Raw genomic sequence first — 19280 nt, 5'->3', positions numbered from 1 at the left:
TATGCGCGGCGCGCGAGGGTTTGGAAAGGCCGCTGTCGCACGCTTTGCCGCATGCTGCATATACTGGAATGAAGGGCGATTGAAAATGGGAGGGGGCATGGGGAAGCAGGAGCTGACGCTGGAGATCGTGGAGCCGGAGGCGTTTCACGATTTCATGGAAGTGATGAGCGATTACGCGCCGCAGGTTGAGCATCTGGTTTGCCAGCTGGGTTTCGGCGACAACGACGCCGCGCAGATCGATCAGCTGTTTCGCTTGCTGCACAGCATCAAGGGCGACGCCAGCATGTGCCAGGTGCGTTTCGTGGTGCCCTTCGTTCACGCGCTGGAAAGCCTGCTGGAGCGGCTGCGCAGCGGCGAGGTGGCCTACGAGGATTCGATAGGCGATGTGATGCTGCTGGTGATGGACCGCCTGGGCCTGGCGCTGGAGGCGCTGGAGAGCCATGAATTGCTGGACGATCTGCAACTGCCCCTGCTGATGCGGGCGCTGAACCAGGTGGCGGAGTGTCCGGTGGGCGAGCTGTTGCAGCGTTGCCAGCAATTGGTGGAACAGATCACCGGCATTCCCCTGCACGTGATCGAACCGGATGCGCCGGCGGACGCCGCCGCGCAGCTCAGCCAGGGCGATCTGGCGTTTTTCCGGCTGTTGGCCCTGCAATTCGAGCAGCGCCTGCCGCAGTTCGAGGGGCGCACCGAACGCAATCTGGAACTGGCGCTGGAGGCCAGCCGCCAGGCGCCGGGGATGGTGGACGACAGACAGCTGGAAGCGGCGGTGTATATGCACGATATCGGCATGATGCTGTTGCCGGAGTCGTTCTGGTTGAAAGTGGGGAGGATGAGCGAATCCGAGCGCCTCCAGATGGCGGAGCACCCCGGCTGGGCGGCCGGCCTCTTGGAGCGGATGCCGGCCTGGGCCGACGCGGCGCGGATGGTGGCCCAGCACCACGAGATGCCGGACGGCCGCGGCTACCCGCTGGGCTTGCGCGGCGACGAGATTTGCAGCGGCGCGCGCATCCTGGCCCTGGTGGACGCCTTCGAGGCGGTGACCTTGAAACACGCGCATCGCGGCTTGCGGCATTCGATGATGCGCGCCATCGCCGAGATCAACGCCTCGGAGCGTCAGTTCGATCCCTACTGGCTGGCGCGCTTCAATCAGGTGATCCGCATGCGGCTGGCGGCCTGCGCCAGACGGCCGCCGGGAGAGTAGCCGGTGTCAGACGCCGTGTTGTTTGAACCATTGCAGCATGCGACGCCAGCCGTCGTTGGCGGCGGCGGCGTTGTAGGTCGGGCGGTAGTCGGCGTTGAAGCCGTGGTCGGCCTCCGGGTAGACCACGATTTCGGACGCCTTGCCGGCGGCGCGCAGCGCGGCCTTCATCTTGTCCACGGATTCCAGCGGAATGCCCTTGTCCAGCCCGCCGTAGAGCCCGAGCACCGGCGCATGCAGTTGCGCGACGACGTCCAGCGGCTGGCGAGGGGTGTTGGCGCCGGCCTCGCCCTGCAGCCGTCCGTACCAGGCGGCGCCGGCCTTGAGCGCGGGATTGTGCGCCGCGTACAGCCATACCTGGCGCCCGCCCCAGCAAAAGCCGGTGATGGCCGCGCGCTTGACGTCGCCGCCGTGGCCGCCGGCCCAGGCCAGGGTGGCGTCCAGATCGGCCAGCACCTGGCTGTCCGGCACCTTGCTGACCAGGCCGCTAACCAGCTCGCTGATGCTGGCCACCTTGCTGGGGTCGCCCTGGCGGAAATAGAGCTCGGGGGCCACCGCCAGGTAGCCGGCCTTGGCCAGCCGCCGGCACAGGTCGCGGATGTGTTCGTGCACGCCGAAGATTTCCTGCACCACCAGCACCACCGGCAGCGGGCCGCCGGCCGCGGAGGGTTTGGCCATATAGCCCGGCATGACGGCCGGTCCGGTCGGAATCTCCGCCGCGCCGGCGTTGAGGCCGTCGCCGTCGGTGAGAATGGCGCTGGCGGCGACGGGCTGCACCGCCAGCGCGAAGCCCACGCCCACCGCGCTGTTCAGAAAGTCCCTGCGCGAAGCGTCGACAGGTCGATTGCTTGTCATAACGGCATTCTCCAACGAGGTGATGGGATTGAGGGAACTAGATTAATGCTGTCGGCATTGCCTGGCAAGCCGGCGCGCGCGCCGGAGCGCGGGGGCTTCCTTAGGCCGAGGGAATGCGGCATTATTCACAGCCATTGAAGCATGACTTAACGAAACGTATATAGATTATGCCGGACTCCTCCAAAGTGAAGCTGCCCACCAGCTTCTTGCGCATCGGCCAGCAACTGCCGGTCGACGTGTACGCCAAGAACGGCCTGCTGTTGTTGAAAAAAGGCCATTACGTGCTGACGCCGGAGCAGCGCGAGCGGCTGGTGACGCTGGCGCACGGCGACAGCGAGGAGGTGGCGGCGCGCTTGGAGCGCGAACAGTTGGAGCGCGCGGCGCAGCGCGAAAAAGAGGCCGCGGCGCAGGTGCAGCCCAACCCCATCATGGAGCTGGGCTTCCAGACCCGCCGCGCCGAGGGCCTGCTCTTGCACGGCCTGGCGGTGCCGGGACTGGCCGGGCGGCTGGTGGACATGGCGGACGCGCTGATCAGGCTGGCCTGCAAGCAGCCGGACGGGGTGCTGGCCAGCGTACTGCTGACGCCTTACCGCGACATCGGCAGCGCCCACAGCGTGCATGTGGCGGCGATCATGGCGGTGCTGGGGCGACGGCTGGGTATGGAGGAGGCGCGCTTGCAGGCGGTGGTGGGCGCGGCCTTGAGCATGAATCTGGCGATCACCGGCCTATTGAATCAACTGTCGCGGCAGCAAACGCCGCCGGACGCCGCGCAGCGCGACGATCTCTACGCCCACCCCATCGTCGGCTCCGCCATATTGCGCGAGGCGGGCGTGGTGGACGAGCACTGGCATCTATTGGTGCAGACCCATCAGGAGCAGCGCGGAGGCGACGGCTACCCGCAGGGGCTGCGCGGCGAGGACATCCACCCGGACGCGGCCTTGCTGCACATGGTGGACGTGTTGTGTTCCTGCATACATCAGCCGCAGCCGGCTTTGCCGGCGCTGGTGATAGGCAGCCTGTACCGCGGCGAGCTGGGCGACTTCGATCCGCAGCACGCGGCCCTGCTGATCAAGGAGCTGGGCGTGTACCCGCCCGGCAGCTTCGTCAAGCTGGCCAGCAACGAGATCGGCGTGGTCACCCACCGCAGCGACAAGGCCAACGCGCCGCGCGTGGCGGCTCTGCGCAAGCTGGACGGCGCGCCCTACGCCGACGCGCTGTTGCGCGACACCCGGCAGAACGCCTACCGGGTGCTGGAGGCGGCGCCGTTGTCGGCGGCGGTGGTGAAGCCGGCCTATCTGGCCAAGCTGTGGCAGAAGTGAGCGAATTCTCCGAACGTGTTTACGATCTAGCGAGCTAGGGCGAGACAAGACGAAAACCGCTGAGAACGTGTTTACGATCTCGCGAGCAAGAGCGAGACAAGGCGAAACCCGCTGAGAAAGCGGAATGTACGAGTGGTACATGAGCATTTCGAAGCGGGTTTCAACGTCGTATCGCCGCAGCGCAGCAGATCGTAAACAGGTTCTCAGGGGTGCGCCTGGCCCAGCGGCCGCAGCTGAACGCCGGACACATCCTTGATCTTCCAGATGCGGCGGACATGGGCGAAGTCGCGCTCGGACTCGTCGCGCAGGCGCGCTTCCGGCAGGAAGCTCATTTCCACCTCCACATTGCCCAAATAGACCGCCTCGCCGCGTTTCACCTCGAAGGGCGCGGCCAGGCGGAAGCTGCGCATCTTGCGGTTGACGCCCCAGGCGCCGTCCTCCAGCCAGTTGGCCCAGACCTGTTCCACCCGGTAGCTGCCCGGCTCCAGCGTGAACAGCATCAATTTCCCCTCCGCCATCGATTTGCCCTGCTCGCCGAACACGGTGTCGGTCAGCAGGCTGGCGCTGTCTGCGGCCACGACGCGGCCGGAGGCGTTGGCGATGTCCATGCCCAGCGTCGCGCTGTCCGGATTGGCGGATTTGCCGGTCAGCGACACGATGGCGTAGCCGCGCTCGGCCGGCGGCTCCAGCGAGCCGCGCAGGCGATCGGCCATAGTGGCGCAGCCGGCGAGCAGCAGCGCGCAGAGGGCGGGGGCGAAGATTCGTTTCAGCATGGGTCGGGCGTCCTATCGACCGCCGGAAGCGGCGGCTTGGCTTGAATTGTCCGCTGTTTGCGCTTGCGGCTTCAAGCCCAGCACCAGCAGCGCGCTGAGCAGCAGGGAGCCGCTGAGCCAGAAGTAGGCCAGGGTGTGGCTGCCGGTGGCCGCCTCGATCAGGCCCAGCGCGTAGGGGCCGATGAAGCCGCCGACATTGCCTACGGAATTGATCAGGCCGATGGCGCCGGCCGCCAGCGTGCCGGTGAGGAAGGTGGTGGGGATGGACCACCACACGCCCATCGGGCTGTAGACCCCGATGGCGACGACGGTGACGGAGAGCAGGGCCACGGCGACATTGTCGCTCAGCGCGCCGATCAGGAAGCCGGCGGCGGCGAGCAGCAGCGGCAGCGCCACGTGCCAGCGTTTCTCGGCGCGGCGCGAGGAGGAGTGGCCCAGCCACAGCATGGCGGCCAGCGCCGCCAGCATGGGCACGGCGGAAGCCAGGCCTATGGCCAGCGGCGACCAGCCGGAGGCGTTCTTGATCACCGTGGGCATCCAGAAGCTGAAGCCCCAGAAGCCGGTGATCCACAGAAAATAGATCAGGCACAGCCGCAGCACCGCCGGCTGCGCCAGCGCCTGGCGCAGCGTGGCCGGCTGTTGTTGGCGGGTGGCGGCCTTTTCCGCCCGCAACGCGTCGATCAGATAGCGCTTTTCCTCCGCGCTCAGCCAGCCGGCCTTGGCCGGGTCGTCCCGCAGCCACAGCAGGATCGCGCAGCCGTAGAGCACGGTGACGCCGCCCTCCAGCAGGAACAGGCTTTGCCAGCCCTTGAGGCCGAAGGGCTGCAGGCCCACCATCCAGCCGGCCAGCGGCGCGCCGACGATGGCGGAGACCAGCAGCGAGCTCAGGGTGATGGAGATGGCGCGGGCGCGGTTTTCGGCGACGAACCAGCGCGGGATCACCGAGGCGTAGATCACCGGGTAGAAGCTGGCTTCGCACACGCCCAGCATGAAGCGCAGGAAATAGAACTGCCATTCGTTCTGCACCAGGCCCAGCAGCATGCTGACCGCGCCCCAGGAGAACAGGATGCGCGCGATCCAGCGGCTGGGGCTCCAGCGCTCGGCCAGGATGGCGCCGGGCACTTCGAACAAGACGTAGCCGGCGAAGAAGATGCCGGCGGCCAGGCCGTAGACCTTGGCGTCGAAGCCGAGGTCGGCGTTCATGGTCAAGGCCGCGTAGCTGACGTTGACCCGGTCCAGAAAGGCCAGCACCGAGGCGATGAACAGCGGGAGGAGGATGCGCAGATAGGTTTTGCGCAGAACGGAGGTTTGGACGGCGTCTGGGCTCATGCGGCGCTTTCGCGAGATTGGGGAGATGCCGTCAAGATGCGCAGAAAGCGCCGCGCAGTCAATCCAGATGCGGCTCGAAGAATTCCAGCAGGCGGGACGGCAGCCATTCCAGCGTGCCGGGGAAGGCGCCGGAGGCGAAGCCGACGTGGCCGCCGTGACGGGGGAATTCCAGCGTGACGCTGGCGGCCACGTCGGCCTGGCGCGGCAGCGCCTGTTCCGGCAGGAAGGGGTCGTTGCGCGCGTTCAGCACCAGGGTGGGGCGGGCGATCTGACCCAGCCGCGGTTTGGCGCTGGCGGTCCGCCAGTAGTTGAGCGCGGTGCCGAAGCCGTGGATGGGCGCGGTGACCAGGTCGTCGAATTCGATGAAGGTGCGCGCGCGGCTGAGCTTGCCGCCGTCGAACAGGCCGGGATGGCGCTGCAGCGATTCCAGCGCCTTGGGCTTGAGCGTGCCCATGAACATGCGGGTGTACAGCAGCTTGCCCAGGCCGCGGTCCAGCCGGGTGCTGGCCGCCACCAGGTCCAGCGGCGCGGACACCGCAGCCGCCGCGCGCGGCAGCGCCTGCGCGCCTTCGTCCGCCAGGTAGTTGAGCAGCATGCTGCCGCCCAGCGACACCGCGGCGGCGGCCAAGACCGGGAAGCGTTGCGCCAGCCGGCTCAGGATCCAGCGCACCTCGGCGCCGTCGCCGGCGTGGTAGGCGCGCGGCAAGGGATTGTCCACGCCGCCGCAGCCGCGGAAGTGCGGCACCACGCCGTTCCAGCCGCGCCGCTGCACTGCCTGCATCAGCGCGCGCGCGTAGTGGCTGTCGCTGCTGCCCTCCAGGCCGTGAAACAGCACCACCAGCGGCGCGTCCGGCCGTCCGGGCACGAAGTCCAGCGCGATGCGGGCGCCGTCCGGGGTGTCCCATAGCTCGCGGCGGTAGTCCGGGCGGCGGGTCTTGATCGCCAGCGCCGGCCAGATGGTTTGGGCGTGGCCGCCGCGCAGCCAGGAGGGGGACTGGTAAGCCATGGCTCAGTCCGGTTTTTTCTGCGCCGATTTGGGGCGGAAGGCCTTGACCACCGTCTCGCGGGTTTCGATGTAGGGGCCGTCCAGCAGGTCGATGCAGTAGGGCACGGCGGCGAAGATGCCGGGCACTTCCACCTGGCCGTCGGCGCCGCGCAGGCCTTCCAGCGTTTCCTTGATCGCCTTGGGCTGGCCGGGCAGATTGAGGATCAGCGCCTGCTTGCGGATCGCGCCCACCTGGCGCGACAGGATGGCGGTGGGCACGAAGCGCAGGCTGATCTGGCGCATCTGCTCGCCGAAGCCTGGCATCTCGCGGTCCGCCACCGCCAGCGTGGCTTCCGGCGTCACGTCGCGCGCCGCCGGGCCGGTGCCGCCGGTGGTCAGCACCAGCTGGCAGCCTTCCTCGTCCACCAGCGCCTTGAGCGCGGCTTCTATCTGCGGCTGTTCGTCCGGGATCAGGCGGGCGACGACGGCGAAGGGGCTGGCCAGCGCGGCGGCCAGCCAGTCTTGCAGCGCGGGAATGCCCTTGTCTTCGTACACGCCGCTGCTGGCGCGGTCGGAGATCGAGACCAGGCCTACCTTCAACATCACTCGTCGTCCTCTTGGTCCTGCTGATGCAGGCGCGGCTTGCCCGGTTCCGGAATCACGTCCTTGACGGCCTGGTAGAGCAGGCGGAAGGACTTGGGCGGCTTGTTGTCCTGCTTTTCCTTGCGCGCGTTGCGGATCAGCGTGCGCAGCTGCTGCGGATCGGCGGCCGGGAAGTCGGTGACGAAGCTGGCCAGCATCTTGTCGTCTTCCATCAGCCGTTCGCGCCAGCGCTCCAGCAGGTGCTGCCAGGCGATGTGCTCGGACGATTCGCCCTTGAGAATTTGCAGGTACTGCTGGATCGGTTCTGGGTCCACGTCGCGCATCAGCTTGCCGATGTATTGCAGCTGGCGGCGCAGCGCGCCGTGCGCGGTAAAGCGTTTATAGTCCAGAATAGCGGTGAGCAGGTCTTCAGGCAGCTGCATTTTCTTCAGCGTGTCCTTGGACAGCTCCACCAGTTCGCGGCCCAGGTCCTGCAGCGCATCCATGTCGCGCTTGCGCTGGGATTTGCTGACGTAGCCGTCGTCCGGGCTGTCGTTCTGGTATTGGGTCATCGTTGGCAATTCTCAATCGGTTTTCTCAAGGCTGGTATGATACCGGAAAAGGCCTCCGGCCGTTTCGACCATTGCGAAAGACACTATGGCAGACAAAACATTCAGTTTCAGCCAGGCCGCGCTGGAGGACATCGCCTCCCGCGTGATCGAACTGGCCAAGGCCGAGGGCGCCAGCGCCGCCGAGGCCGACGTTTCCGAGGGCCTGGGCCAGACCGTGAGCGTGCGCCTGTCCGAGGTGGAAACCATCGAGTACAACCAGGACAAGGGCGTGGGCGTGACCGTCTACCTGGGGCAGAAGAAAGGCCACGCCAGCACCTCGGACTTTTCCGACGAGGCCCTGGCCGACACCGTGCGCGCCGCGCGGGACATCGCGCGCTACACCGCCGAGGACCCGTGCGCCGGCCTGGCCGATTCCCAGCTGATGGCCACCGAGTTTCCCGATCTCAGCCTGTACCATCCGTGGGCGCTGCCGGTGGAGGAGGCCATCGAGCTGGCCAAGTCCTGCGAGGCCGCGGCCTTGGCGGCCGATCCGCGCATCCGCAATTCCGAAGGCGGCACCGCCTCGTCTCAGTCCAGCCATTTCGCCTACGCCAACAGCCACGGCTTCATCGGCGGCTACGCCAGCAGCCGCCACAGCATCTCCGCGGCGGTGGTGGCCGAGGACGGCGGCGCGATGCAGCGCGACTACTGGTATTCGTCGGCGCGGCGGCGCGAGGATCTGGACGCGCCGCAAGCCATCGGCGCCAAGGCCGGCCAGCGCGCGGCGCGGCGGCTGGGCGCGCGCAAGGTGAAGACCGGTCAGTATCCGGTGGTGTTCGAGGCGCCGATCGCCGCCTCGCTGCTCAGCCATCTGGTGGCCGCCATCAGCGGCGGCAGCCTGTACCGCAAATCGTCCTTCCTGCTGGATTCGCTGGGCAAGCCGGTGATGTCGGCCAACGTCACCGTGGACGAAGACCCCTTCCTGCTGCGCGGCATGGCCAGCGGCGCCTTCGACAACGAGGGCGTGGCCACGGTGGCGCGCCGGCTGGTGGACAAGGGCGTGCTGCAGGGTTATATGCTGGGCAGCTATTCGGCGCGCAAGCTGGGCATGCAGACCACCGGCAACGCCGGCGGCGCGCATAATCTGGTCGTGCACTCCACCGGCGAAAGCCTGGATGAATTGCTGCAGGCCATGGGCACCGGCCTGCTGGTGACCGAGCTGCTGGGCCAGGGCGTCAACACCGTGACCGGCGATTATTCGCGCGGCGCGGCCGGCTTCTGGGTGGAGCGCGGGGTGATCGTGCACCCGGTGGAGGAAATCACCATCGCCGGCAATCTGCGCGAGATGTTCATGCAGATAGACGCGGTGGGCAACGACGTGCTGGAGCGCGGCGGCCGGCAGATGGGCTCGGTGCTGTTGCGCAGCATGATGGTGGCCGGCGAGGCCTGAGGCCGGCGATGGCGGATCTGTTCGCGCCGGACGAGGGCGGCTGGCTGGAGCGCCTGTCGCCCGGCGCGGCGCTGTTGCATCGCCGCGCCCGCGACATCGACGCCGCCTTGCTGGCGGAAGTGGAGGCGGTGCTGCGACAGGCGCCGCCGCGCGGCATGCAGACGCCGGGAGGGCGGGCGATGTCGGTGGCCACTTCCAGCTGCGGCGCTTACGGCTGGGTGTCCGACGCGCGCGGCTACCGCTACGCCGAGCGCGATCCGGGCAGCGGCCGGCCCTGGCCGGCGATGCCGGCCTTGTTTCGGGCTCTGGCCGAGGAGGCCGCCGCCGAGGCCGGCTTTGCCGGCTTCGCGCCGGACGCCTGCCTGATCAATTGCTACGCGCCGGGCGCCAAGATGTCCTTGCATCAGGACAAGGACGAACGCGATTTCGGCGCGCCCATCGTGTCGGTGTCGCTGGGCCTGCCGGCGATCTTCCTGTTCGGCGGCTTCAGCCGCGCCGAACGTCCCGGCCGCGTCGAGCTGCGCCATGGCGACGTGCTGGTGTGGGGCGGGCCGGACCGCATGCGTTTCCACGGGGTGCTGCCGGTGGCGGAGGGCGAACACCCTTTGCTGGGGCGGCGCCGCATCAATCTGACTTTTCGCAAGGCGCGCTGATCCATGGCTGAACCGGCCGATTCCGTTTCGCTGTCCATATCCCTTTCCCTGCCCGCGGATTTCCGCCGCGACGACTTCATGGCCTTCCACCGCCGCGACGCTCAGGAGCTGTCCGAGCGGGTGACGGAGCTGAGCCTGCGCAAGGGCTTGCTGTGGCGCGGCGCGCCGGCCTGCCTGAGCATGGATTTTTCCGCGGACGCGGCGCGGGTGGGCCTGGACGCGGACGCGCCGCCGCGGGCCGGCGACGAGGCCGCGCTGACAGGCATGGCGCGCCGCATGCTGGGGCTGGAGCAGCCGGTGGCGGATTTCGAGCGCGCGCATCGCGGCCATCCGCAACTGGCCGGCCTGATCGCCGCGCGCCCCGGCTTGCGCGTGCCGCAGACCGCCACCCCGTTCGAGGCGCTGGTATGGGCGGTGACCGGCCAGCAGATCAGCGTGCACGCCGCCGTCTCGCTGCGGCGCCGGCTGATGCAATTGCTCGGCAAGCGCCACAGCGGCGGCCTGCTGTGCCATCCGTCGCCGGAGCAACTGGCGCGGCTGGAGCCGGATCAACTGGGCCAGTCCGGCTTCTCCCGCGCCAAGACCCGGACCTTGCTGGAGCTGAGCCGGCGGACGGCCGACGGCGACCTGCCGCTGCAGGGCTGGCTGGACGGCGGCGCGCCGGAAGACATCGCCGCGCGCTTGTTGGCCTTGCCCGGCATCGGACCGTGGACGGTCAGCTACGCGCTGCTGCGCGGCTATGGCTGGCTGGACGGTTCGCTGCACGGCGACGTGGCGGTGCGGCGCGGCCTGCAAGGCCTACTGGGCCGGGCCGAGGCGGTGTCGCCGCGCGAGACCGAGCAGTGGCTGCAGGGCTTCGCGCCGTGGCGCGCGCTGGTGGGCGCGCATCTGTGGGCGATGCAGACGGCGGCCGGCTATTAAGGGCGGCTGCAAGAGCCCTGAGCCCGCGTTGTAGCTGCGCTGCCTGCGGCGGCGCTTCCGGCGTGTCCAGCGGATTTCCTCCGCGCGAAGTTGGCGCTGGCCGCGGCGTTTGACTATGCCTAAATAGAACAAGAAGCCGCGCGGTGTCCGGCAAGCCGGGCCGCCAACATAGCCACGCGAGGTGCGGGATGGGGAGGCAATCCGAGATCGGATTGGTATTGTCGGGCGGCGGCGCGCGCGCGGCTTACCAGGTGGGGGTGCTGCTGGGGATTTCCCGGCTGTTGCCGGACGCGCGCGTCAATCCCTTTCCCATCATCTGCGGCACGTCCGCCGGGGCGATCAACGCGGTGGCGCTGGCCTCCGGCGCCGGCAATTTCCACCTGGCGGTGTCCACGCTGGCGCAGATGTGGAAGCAATTGCACATCCAGGATGTCTACGACGCCAGTTCCGGCTACTTCCTGAAGACCTTTTTGCACTTCGGCCTGTCCATCCTGTCCGGCGGCCGGCTGTGGCGCAATCCCAAGAGCTTTCTCGACAACGCCCCGCTGCGCGAGCTGCTGACCAAGGTGATGGTGTTCGAGGGCATAGACCATTCCGTTCGCCACGGCGCGCTCAAGGCGCTGGCGTTGACCGCCTCCTGCTACACCACCGGGATGTCGGTCACTTTTTTCCAGGGCGCGGACAGCCTGGAGGAGTGGGAGCGCTATCAGCGGCTGGGCATGCGCGAGCGCATCAATATCGATCACATGATGGCCACCTCGGCCATTCCTCTGATTTTCCCCTCGGTGTGCATAGGCGAGAAGTTCTACTGCGACGGCGCGGTGCGCCAGTTGTCGCCCTTGTCGCCGGCGCTGCATCTGGGCGCGGAAAAGCTGTTCGTCGTCGGCCTGGCCAGCAAGCGGCCGGACACCATAGAGCGCCGCCACAGCGGCTTCTACCCGTCGCCGGCGCAGATTTTCGGCCATCTGCTCAACAGCGTGTTCATCGACAGCATGTCGGTGGACATGGAGCGGCTGACCCGGGTCAACCACACCGTGTCGCTGCTGCAAAGCCACGAGGAGCTGGCGCGCCAGACCCAGTTGCGCAAGGTGGACATCTTCATGCTCAACCCCAGCAAATCGCTGGAGGGCATCGCCTACAGGCATACCCGGCTGTTTCCGCCCTTGCTGCGCTTCCTGATGAAGGGCACCGGCGCCACCCGCCACCGCGGCACCGCCTTGGCCACCTATCTGCTGTTCGAGCCGGGCTATACCCGCGAGCTGATCACGCTGGGCTACAAGGACGCCCTGCAGCAGAAAGAGGCGATCCGCCGCTTCCTGGAACTTTAAGCCGCGGCGCGGTTCTGAATCCTCCATGTTGTATGGCACAATCATGCGCCATGACGTTTTACCGCCAAACATTGAGGAAGATATGGGCTTGAGCAACCGACAAGGTTTTCTGCTGATCGCCGCCGCTTGCGCCGGCGCGATGGGCTTCGCACTGTTCGCGCAGTACCAGCTGGGCCTGGAGCCGTGCCCGCTGTGCATTTTCCAGCGCATAGGCGTGATCGCCGCCGGCATCATCGCCTTGCTGGCGGCCTTGGCCAACCCCGGCCGCTGCGGCGTCAGGGCCTGGGGCGGTTTGACGATTCTGGCCGCCTTGGCCGGCTTGTCGGTGTCGCTGCGCCAGCTGTGGCTGCAGCAGTTGCCGGCGGACCAGGTGCCGGCCTGCGGCCCGGGCCTGGAGTTCCTGATGGAGTCCTCGCCGTTGATGGAGGTGATTTCCAAGGTGCTGAAGGGCAGCGGCGAATGCGCGACCGTGGACTGGACCTTCCTGGGCATGGCGATGCCGTTCTGGGTGGCGGTGTTCTTCGTCGGCGTGATCGGCTTCGCCGGCTGGCTGCTGGCGCGCAAATCGGCCTGAGTCCCAAGCTCGAGCCATGCAAGGCCGCCTTGGGCGGCCTTTTTCATGGGCGCATGATCTTATTGCATGCTTAATATGTAAAAAATAATGAAGGCGTCCGCAACGGCGGGGACGGCGCGGCGGGCCTGTCATTTTGCCGCAACAATAATTTATTTATTAAGCTGTTGATTTTTAATGATATTGCGATGAATCCCTCCGGGGGCGGCTGCGCGCGGCCGTTCCCGATCTCTTTGCCGCGCCCGCTGGGGCAGCTTAAGGGCGCGCGTCGCCGCCGCTTTGGGCGACGGCGCGCCAACTACAAGGGGGTGAGGAGATGAAACGCAGCTATCTGGCTTGCGCCGCGGCGGCGAGCATGGCGCTGGGCGCGGACGCCTGGGCGGAGGAGACCGTCGCGCTGGAGCGGGTGACGGTGACCGGCTCCAATATCAAGCGCATCGGCAAGGAAAAGGCCTTGGCGGTGGAGGTGATCAAGAAGGAAGAGATCGACAAGACCGGCGCGTCCACCGTGATCCAGCTGCTGGACCGGCTGCCGTCGGTGGGCAGCTTGCTGGCCGGCACCAACTCCAGCAGCTTCGCCGCCGGCGCGGCCACCGCCGGCCTGCGCGGCATGAGCTCCAAATACGTGCTGGTGTTGTTGAACGGCCGGCGGCTGCCCAATTACGCGATGTTCATCAGCGGCACCGACGCCTTCGTCGATCTGAACACCTTGCCCTTGTCGGCTATCGAATCGGTGGAGATTCTGCGCGACGGCGCTTCGGCCATTTACGGTTCCGACGCGGTGGCCGGCGTGATCAACTTCAAGACCCGGCGCAATTACCGGGGCGCGGAGGCGACGCTGCGCGGCGGCGGCAATCTGGACGGCGACGGCGTCGAGCAGGCGCTGAGCCTGAGCGGAGGCTTCGGCGACCTGGAACGGGACGGCCAGAACCTGTTGCTGTCCTTCGACGTCTACCACCGCGAGCCGGTGTTCAGCCGCAAGCACGACGCCACCCGCAGCAACGACTACCGGTTTCAGGGCGGGCCGGACCTGCGCAGCGGCGCGCAATGGGGCTATTGGAACGACCGCACGCCCAATGCCGACCGAAGCAACGCGCTGGCCAAGCCCTTGCCGGGCTGCCCGCCGCGGCGGCTGACCACGCGGCCCAGCGGCGCGAAGTTGTGCGTGTCCGATGTCGACGAGCTGGGCACGCAGCTGTCGCCGCGCACCAGCCGCTACGGTCTGATGGCCAACTACACCAAGCGTCTGGGCGGCGACGCCGAGTTCTTCGCCGAACTGGGCGTGAACCGCAGCCAGACGCCGCTGGACGGCGGCTATTCCTTCATCCAGACCATAGTCGGCCCGGGCTGGGCGGTGTATCCGCGGGACGGCGGCCTGGCCTCGGTCTACCCGGATTTCAAGCCCACCGACAATCTGCAGATCACCCGCAATCTGTCCGAGAACGGCCGCCGGCTCAACGAGGTCACCAGCGACACCTATCGCGCGGTGGCGGGCGCGCGCACCGTGTTGCAAGGCTGGGACGTGGAGGGCTCGCTGAATCTGGGACTCAACAAGGCGGAGGCGAGGCAGAACAATGTGGTGCTCAGCGAGGCCTTTCTTTCCATGCTGCGGAACGGCGCCGCCGGTCAGCCCTTGTACGACCCGTTTTCGCAGAACAATAGCGCCGCAGCGTTGCGGCCGTATCTGACCACCATCGCCAACTCCTCGTCGTCGCGCCTGTCGGCGTTCGAGTTCAAGGCCAGCACGGACGAGTGGTTCCAGCTGCCGGCCGGCGCGGCCGGCTTCGCCGCCGGCCTGCAGTGGTCGCACGAGTCGATTGACTCGCAGCCGGACCCGCAGCTGCAAGCCGGCAAGATCATGAACTTCGCCGTGCAGCAAAGCCTGCAGGCCAGCCGCTCGGTGCTGTCCGCCTTCGGCGAGGTCAATCTGCCGGTGCTGAAGAATCTGGAGGTCCAGCTGGCTTTGCGCGCCGACCACTACAATGACTTCGGCGACACGATCAACCCCAAGCTGGCTTTTTCCTTCCGTCCCTGGGAGCCGGCGATGCTGCGCGGCTCGGTCACCACCGGTTTCAAGGCGCCGACGCTGCCGCAGCTGTACGCGTCGCGCCAGGCTTACGCCTCGGTGTACGACTACGCGCAGTGCGCCGACCGCGGCATCGCCCGCGAGCGCTGCGGCTTGGCCAGCAATCAGCTGCGCAGCGGCGGCAACGCCGGGCTGAAGCCGGAAGATTCCCGGAACTACGCGCTGGGCCTGGTGTTGCAGCCAAGTCCGGCCTTGTCGGCCACCGTGGATTGGTATCGGATCGAGGTGTCCAACACCGTGCAGTCGCTGGATCCGCAATACGTGCTGGACAATCCGGACCGCTTTCCCGGCTTCGTGGTGCGCAAAGCCGCGGATCTGCCCGGGGTCAGGGGAGACATCGACTACATCTCCGCGCCCTATATGAATATCGGCAAGACCCGGACCACCGGCGTGGACATCGACCTGCAGTACGATTGGTCGCTGGGCGCTTACGGCAAGCTGAAGTTCCGCAATGCGCAAAACCGGATCTTCAGCTATCAGGAGTCGCAGACCGAAACCGACCCGCTGCTGGAATACGCCGACTACGGCGCGCAGCCACGCTGGAAAAACGTCTTCGAAGTGAGCTATATCCGCGGCGATTATTCCGTGGGGCTGACGGCGCGCAGCTACGCCTCCTACAAAAACCTGTATTCGCAGCTGTACGACAATGCCGGCAACGTGAAGGAGAGGGTGGCGTCCTATACCGCGCTGGATCTCAATTTCGGTTTGAAGCCGATCAAAAACCTCAGCGTCAGCGGCGGCATCCGCAATCTGGGCAACCGGATGCCCAGCTACGCCACCGGCGCCGGCTTCAGCGGCGGGGCGGCCGCTTACTCCGGCCCGGCCACCGATTTATGGGGGAGGATGTTGTATCTGTCCGGCCGCTACGCATTCTAAACGCTGGTTCAGCGTCCGCGGCGCGTCGGCGACGCGGCGTTCCGGAGCGGGGTCAGCGCTGGTGCTGCGGGGTCAGCGCGGCGGGGGCGGGGCTGACCGCGTTGCGGCCGGAGCGTTTGGCGATGTAGAGCGCGCTGTCGGCGTCTTCGTAGAAGGTGCGGCCGTTGTCGTCCACTTCCGGCACCCGGGCGGCGACGCCTATGCTGCAGGTGACTTTGCGCAAGGGGCTCTTCACGTGCGGCAGCTCCAATTCCTCCAGCCGGGCGCGGAAGCCTTCCGCCGCCGCCACCGCCTGATCCAGCCCGCATTCTTCCAGCACAATGCCGAACTCCTCGCCGCCCAAGCGCGCCACGATGTGGCGGCGGGCGCTGAAATAGGCGTTCAATTCTTGCGCCAGCCTTTGCAGAATCAGGTCCCCGGCGTAATGGCCGTAGTGGTCGTTGTAACCCTTGAAGTTGTCCACGTCCAGGATCAACAGCGCCAGCGTCTTGCCGGCGGCGCGGTGCTTGTCCAGCGTCGGCGCCAGGATCTCGTCGAAGTGCCGGCGGTTGTAAAGCCCGGTCAGCCCGTCGGTGTTGGCCTGCAGCAGCAGCTTGGACTGTCGCGACACGAAGCGCACGCTGCCGGCCAGCCACAGCAGGATGGCGGTGGTGACGCCGCTCCAGAACACCGAGGCCAGCGTCAGCAGCAGCACGCTGAGCACCAGCACGCCACAGGAGGCCAGCAGATAGGCCGGCAGGATGCCCTGGCGGTGCTTGTAGCGGCTGAGCAGCAAGTCCAGCAGCAGGATGGCCAGCGCGTTGATGACGGCCTTCCACCCCAGCGGCAGCGGCACCGGCGTGTTGTCCTGCTGCAGCCCGTACAGCAGGAAGGCGTTGATTTCCACGCCCGGCATGCCGCGGTTGTTGGCCGACAGCGGCGTGGAGTGAATGTCGCCCAGGCCGGTGGCGGTGGCGCCCACCAGCACGATCTTGCCGGCGAAGAAGGACGGGGGCAGCTGATTGAGCGCGTCGATATAGGACACTTGCTGGAACGGCGGGGAGCCGGCCAGATAGGGCACCATCACCGGGTCTTCGCGCAGCCAGCTGTCCGGGTTGCCGTGGGGCATGTCCATTTTTTGTTGTTCGGATTGGCGCTGGCCGTTGGCCAGGTCCAGCACCGCCTGCGCGAAATTGGGGTGGTGAGGGGAGCCCAGACCCGCTTTCAGATAGACGCGGCGTATCACGCCGTCGCTGTCCAGTTCGTAGTCGGTATGGCCCAGGCCGGCGCTGGCGGCGGCGATGCCGGGCAAGGGGCGGGTTTCGGTCAGGCGATTGCCCTGCATTTCGGGAAACACCGGGCTGATGACTTTGCCGTTGCGGCGGATGGCGTCGGCCAGCGCCTGGTCCGACTCCGGGGTGTTGTGCGAGGGTTCGGCCAGCACGATGTCCAGGCCCACCGCCTTGGCCTGCGACAGCTTGTCCACCAGCTGGGCGTGGTATTCGCGCGGCCAGGGCCAGCGGCCCAGTTCCGACAGGCTGCGCTCGTCCACGGAGACCACGACGATATTGCTGGTCTGGTCATGGTTGGACTTGAGCCGGATCAGCCCGTCGTACAGCCAGAAATCCAGCCGCAGCAACAGGCCGGAGAGGGTCAGCATAGCCGCCAGCAGGGCCAGCAAGAAGGGCAACAAGCGCAAAATCTTGTCGCGATAGTGAGTTAGCATGTTGCCATTCTAGGGAAGTTTTCCGGGAAGAGTGAGCATTTCTTGCTCTTCCGTCGCCTGGTAGCCGTGTTCTCCCTCGATCTTGACCGTTGCTTTGTATTGCCCGGCAGGCAAGGCTTCCAGCGCTTTCAGCTCCCATTGCGGCCGGTCGCTGCTCAGCGAGAACGGCGGGACGTTGGCGGCCTGGGCCGCGCTCAGCGTCAGCGTGTAGCGCGCGCGCTCGACGGGGTAGGGACGGGCGGCCAGCACCGGGGCGCTTTGGTCCAGCCGGCTGAGCCAGCCTTTGGACTCCACCTTTTGCGCGGCGGAGAAGGGACCGGGCCGCCCTTGCGCGTCCAGCCGCGCCAGCCGCCAGTACCAGGTGCCGGATTCCGGCAAGTCGGCTTTGAACTCGGCATCGGTCAAAGTCTGTTCCAGCAGCGGCTGGGCGAAGTCCGCCTGGCGCGAAATCTGCAGCCGCAGCGGCCGTTCCGGGCTGGCGTTTACCCGCAGGGGAAGGGATTTGCCCCGCAGTTGGACGCCGTCCGCGTGAGTGAACAACAGCGGCGGCAGCGGGTAGGCTTGCAGCTTGAAGCTGCGGGTGCTGTCGTAGCCTTCCAGGCCGGAGCGGTTCTTGGCGCGGACTTTCAGCACGTATTCGCCGTTGCCCGGCAGGCGCGGATAATAGCGCGGCGTCTGCAACTGGCGTTCGGCCAGCCGTTTCTTGCCGCTCAGGGTGACGCGGTAGGAGGCGGCGCGCTCGTCGCGCTGCCATTCCAGCGGCGGCGGATTGAATTGGCTGTTGTCCGCCACGGTGGACAGGTCGGGCGGCGGCGGCAGTTCCTCCGGCTTGCTGGGCCCGCCTTTGCGGCTGGACAGGGTGCCGAAGCCGGCGGGCACGTCCACCTTGCTGCGACGTCCTTTGACTTCCACGCTGCCTTTGAGCACTTCCGCCAAGGTGTCTTCGCCGCCGGCGGCGTTGACGCGGAATTCGGTGCCGCGCACGGTGGTGACCGCCGACGGGGTGCGGATTTCATAGCGGCTGGGCATCAGGATGTTGGGTATCACCGAATTGCCGGTGCTGCCGTTGTTCAGCTTGATCTGGGACTGGATCGCCCCGGTGCTGGGATAGTAGACCTGGGTTTGCAGGCTCAGATCGGTGTTGGCGTTGATCACCAGCGAAGAGCCGTCGACGAAGCGCAATTTGATCATGGCGTCGTTGCCGGTGGTGAAGCGGGTGCCTTTGGGGTATTTCTTGCCCACGGCCAGCTCCAGCGGCTTGCCCTTGCCGTCGGCGGCGGCGGATTCGCCGGCCATTTCCTCCAGCGTGGCGTCGGATTGGGCTTGCTTGATCCAGGGGTAGGGCACCCGCACGATGCTGCCGGGGATCAGCCGGTAAGGGTTGGCGATGCGATTTCTGGCTTGCAGCTTCGGCACATAACCGGGAGACGACAGATGCTCGGCCGCCAGCGACCACAGATTGTCGCCGTTCTTGACCGTATATTCCCAGATGGCCTTGTCGGCGGGGTCGCCTGCCCAGGCCAACGCGCTGGCGAAGCAGCCAGCCGCCAGGATTAAATTGCGCATAGTTGAATCTCTTTATATGAAATACAGAAAGTCAACCAAAAGTATCACCGCAGCCTAGGCGCATTGCAAGCTGATAAGCAATAGAATGGTAGTTGTTTGTCCTAAATTGGGCGATAAGCGAATGTTTGCATGAAATATGCGACGCAAAATGCAAAAAAGCAGCCCAAAGGCTGCTTCTTTGCAATGCTTGGCGGAGTGGACGGGACTCGAACCCGCGACCCCCGGCGTGACAGGCCGGTATTCTAACCAACTGAACTACCACTCCAGCAATTGGTGGGCGGTACTGGACTCGAACCAGCGACCCCTGCCGTGTGAAGGCAGTGCTCTACCAACTGAGACTAACCGCCCGAAACTGTTGCACCGTTTCCGGGTACTGCTATGCAATGCTGTTGGCGGAGTGGACGGGACTCGAACCCGCGACCCCCGGCGTGACAGGCCGGTATTCTAACCAACTGAACTACCACTCCAACCGAAACTTGGTGGGCGTTGACGGAGTCGAACCGCCGACATTCTGCTTGTAAGGCAGACG

16 protein-coding genes and 3 tRNA genes are annotated in these 19280 nt (G+C 66.6%); 8 read left to right on the top strand and 11 right to left on the bottom strand.

The features are described from left to right. The first annotated feature begins 97 nt into the window (after positions 1-97). Positions 98-1204, top strand: a complete 1107-nt coding sequence (locus JW897_RS16130; protein ID WP_048413349.1) for an HD-GYP domain-containing protein — start codon at positions 98-100, stop codon at positions 1202-1204. 6 nt (positions 1205-1210) lie between these two features. Here the strand turns inward: JW897_RS16130 and JW897_RS16125 are convergent, their stop codons facing one another. Then, positions 1211-2056, bottom strand: a complete 846-nt coding sequence (locus JW897_RS16125) for a dienelactone hydrolase family protein (protein WP_048413350.1) — start codon at positions 2054-2056, stop codon at positions 1211-1213. A gap of 167 nt (positions 2057-2223) precedes the next feature. On the opposite strand from JW897_RS16125, the gene JW897_RS16120 reads away from it, so the two are divergent. Next, positions 2224-3375: an HD-GYP domain-containing protein gene (locus tag JW897_RS16120; protein ID WP_205466915.1), complete on the top strand. Its 1152-nt coding sequence runs from the start codon at positions 2224-2226 to the stop codon at positions 3373-3375. 203 nt (positions 3376-3578) lie between these two features. Here the strand turns inward: JW897_RS16120 and JW897_RS16115 are convergent, their stop codons facing one another. From JW897_RS16115 to yjgA, 5 genes are read right to left on the bottom strand one after another with little or no spacing between them, the layout of a single operon-like run. Beyond that, on the bottom strand, positions 3579-4148 hold the full coding sequence (locus JW897_RS16115; protein ID WP_205466914.1) for a hypothetical protein: 570 nt from the start codon (positions 4146-4148) through the stop codon (positions 3579-3581). Between the two features lie 12 nt (positions 4149-4160). Then, positions 4161-5477, bottom strand: a complete 1317-nt coding sequence (locus tag JW897_RS16110) for an MFS transporter (RefSeq protein ID WP_205466913.1) — start codon at positions 5475-5477, stop codon at positions 4161-4163. Between the two features lie 58 nt (positions 5478-5535). Continuing rightward, on the bottom strand, positions 5536-6483 hold the full coding sequence (locus JW897_RS16105) for a YheT family hydrolase (RefSeq protein WP_048413353.1): 948 nt from the start codon (positions 6481-6483) through the stop codon (positions 5536-5538). A 3-nt stretch (positions 6484-6486) separates the two neighbouring features. Continuing rightward, on the bottom strand, positions 6487-7065 hold the full coding sequence (gene mog / locus JW897_RS16100) for a molybdopterin adenylyltransferase (protein ID WP_048413354.1): 579 nt from the start codon (positions 7063-7065) through the stop codon (positions 6487-6489). Continuing rightward, positions 7065-7616, bottom strand: a complete 552-nt coding sequence (yjgA, locus tag JW897_RS16095; protein WP_048413355.1) for a ribosome biogenesis factor YjgA — start codon at positions 7614-7616, stop codon at positions 7065-7067. The genes mog and yjgA overlap by 1 nt, the downstream gene beginning before the upstream one ends. Before the next feature lie 85 nt (positions 7617-7701). Here yjgA and pmbA point away from each other — a divergent pair, with 85 nt between their 5' ends. From pmbA to JW897_RS16065, 6 genes are all read left to right on the top strand, one after another. Beyond that, entirely contained in the window at positions 7702-9045 is a 1344-nt protein-coding gene (gene pmbA / locus JW897_RS16090; RefSeq protein ID WP_048413356.1) for a metalloprotease PmbA, read from the top strand. 8 nt (positions 9046-9053) lie between these two features. Next, entirely contained in the window at positions 9054-9698 is a 645-nt protein-coding gene (gene alkB / locus JW897_RS16085; protein WP_205466912.1) for a DNA oxidative demethylase AlkB, read from the top strand. Positions 9699-9701: 3 nt separating this feature from the next. After that, positions 9702-10619, top strand: coding sequence for a DNA-3-methyladenine glycosylase family protein (locus JW897_RS16080; RefSeq protein ID WP_205466911.1), 918 nt, complete (start codon positions 9702-9704; stop codon positions 10617-10619). Between the two features lie 188 nt (positions 10620-10807). Then, positions 10808-11947, top strand: coding sequence for a patatin-like phospholipase family protein (locus JW897_RS16075; RefSeq protein WP_048413359.1), 1140 nt, complete (start codon positions 10808-10810; stop codon positions 11945-11947). Between the two features lie 82 nt (positions 11948-12029). Beyond that, positions 12030-12521, top strand: coding sequence for a disulfide bond formation protein B (locus tag JW897_RS16070; RefSeq protein WP_205466910.1), 492 nt, complete (start codon positions 12030-12032; stop codon positions 12519-12521). A gap of 313 nt (positions 12522-12834) precedes the next feature. After that, a complete protein-coding gene (locus JW897_RS16065) occupies positions 12835-15480 on the top strand; it encodes a TonB-dependent receptor plug domain-containing protein (protein ID WP_205466909.1) in 2646 nt (881 codons plus the stop codon). A gap of 52 nt (positions 15481-15532) precedes the next feature. Here JW897_RS16065 and JW897_RS16060 read toward each other — a convergent pair whose 3' ends face one another. The 5 genes from JW897_RS16060 to JW897_RS16040 form a co-directional block, all read right to left on the bottom strand. After that, positions 15533-17185, bottom strand: a complete 1653-nt coding sequence (locus tag JW897_RS16060; RefSeq protein ID WP_205466908.1) for a CHASE2 domain-containing protein — start codon at positions 17183-17185, stop codon at positions 15533-15535. Positions 17186-17194: 9 nt separating this feature from the next. Further along, positions 17195-18751, bottom strand: coding sequence for a FecR domain-containing protein (locus tag JW897_RS16055; protein WP_205466907.1), 1557 nt, complete (start codon positions 18749-18751; stop codon positions 17195-17197). A 188-nt stretch (positions 18752-18939) separates the two neighbouring features. Next, a tRNA-Asp gene (locus JW897_RS16050) sits at positions 18940-19016 on the bottom strand. 6 nt (positions 19017-19022) lie between these two features. After that, positions 19023-19099 (bottom strand) — tRNA-Val (locus JW897_RS16045). A 42-nt stretch (positions 19100-19141) separates the two neighbouring features. Continuing rightward, positions 19142-19218: transfer RNA gene (locus JW897_RS16040), tRNA-Asp, on the bottom strand. Between the last annotated feature and the right edge of the window lie 62 nt (positions 19219-19280).

Origin of the sequence: Chromobacterium alkanivorans (genome assembly GCF_016937655.1) — a bacterium.
Classification (GTDB): Bacteria; Pseudomonadota; Gammaproteobacteria; order Burkholderiales; family Chromobacteriaceae; genus Chromobacterium; species Chromobacterium alkanivorans.
This window is presented reverse-complemented; position numbering and strand designations above follow the sequence as displayed.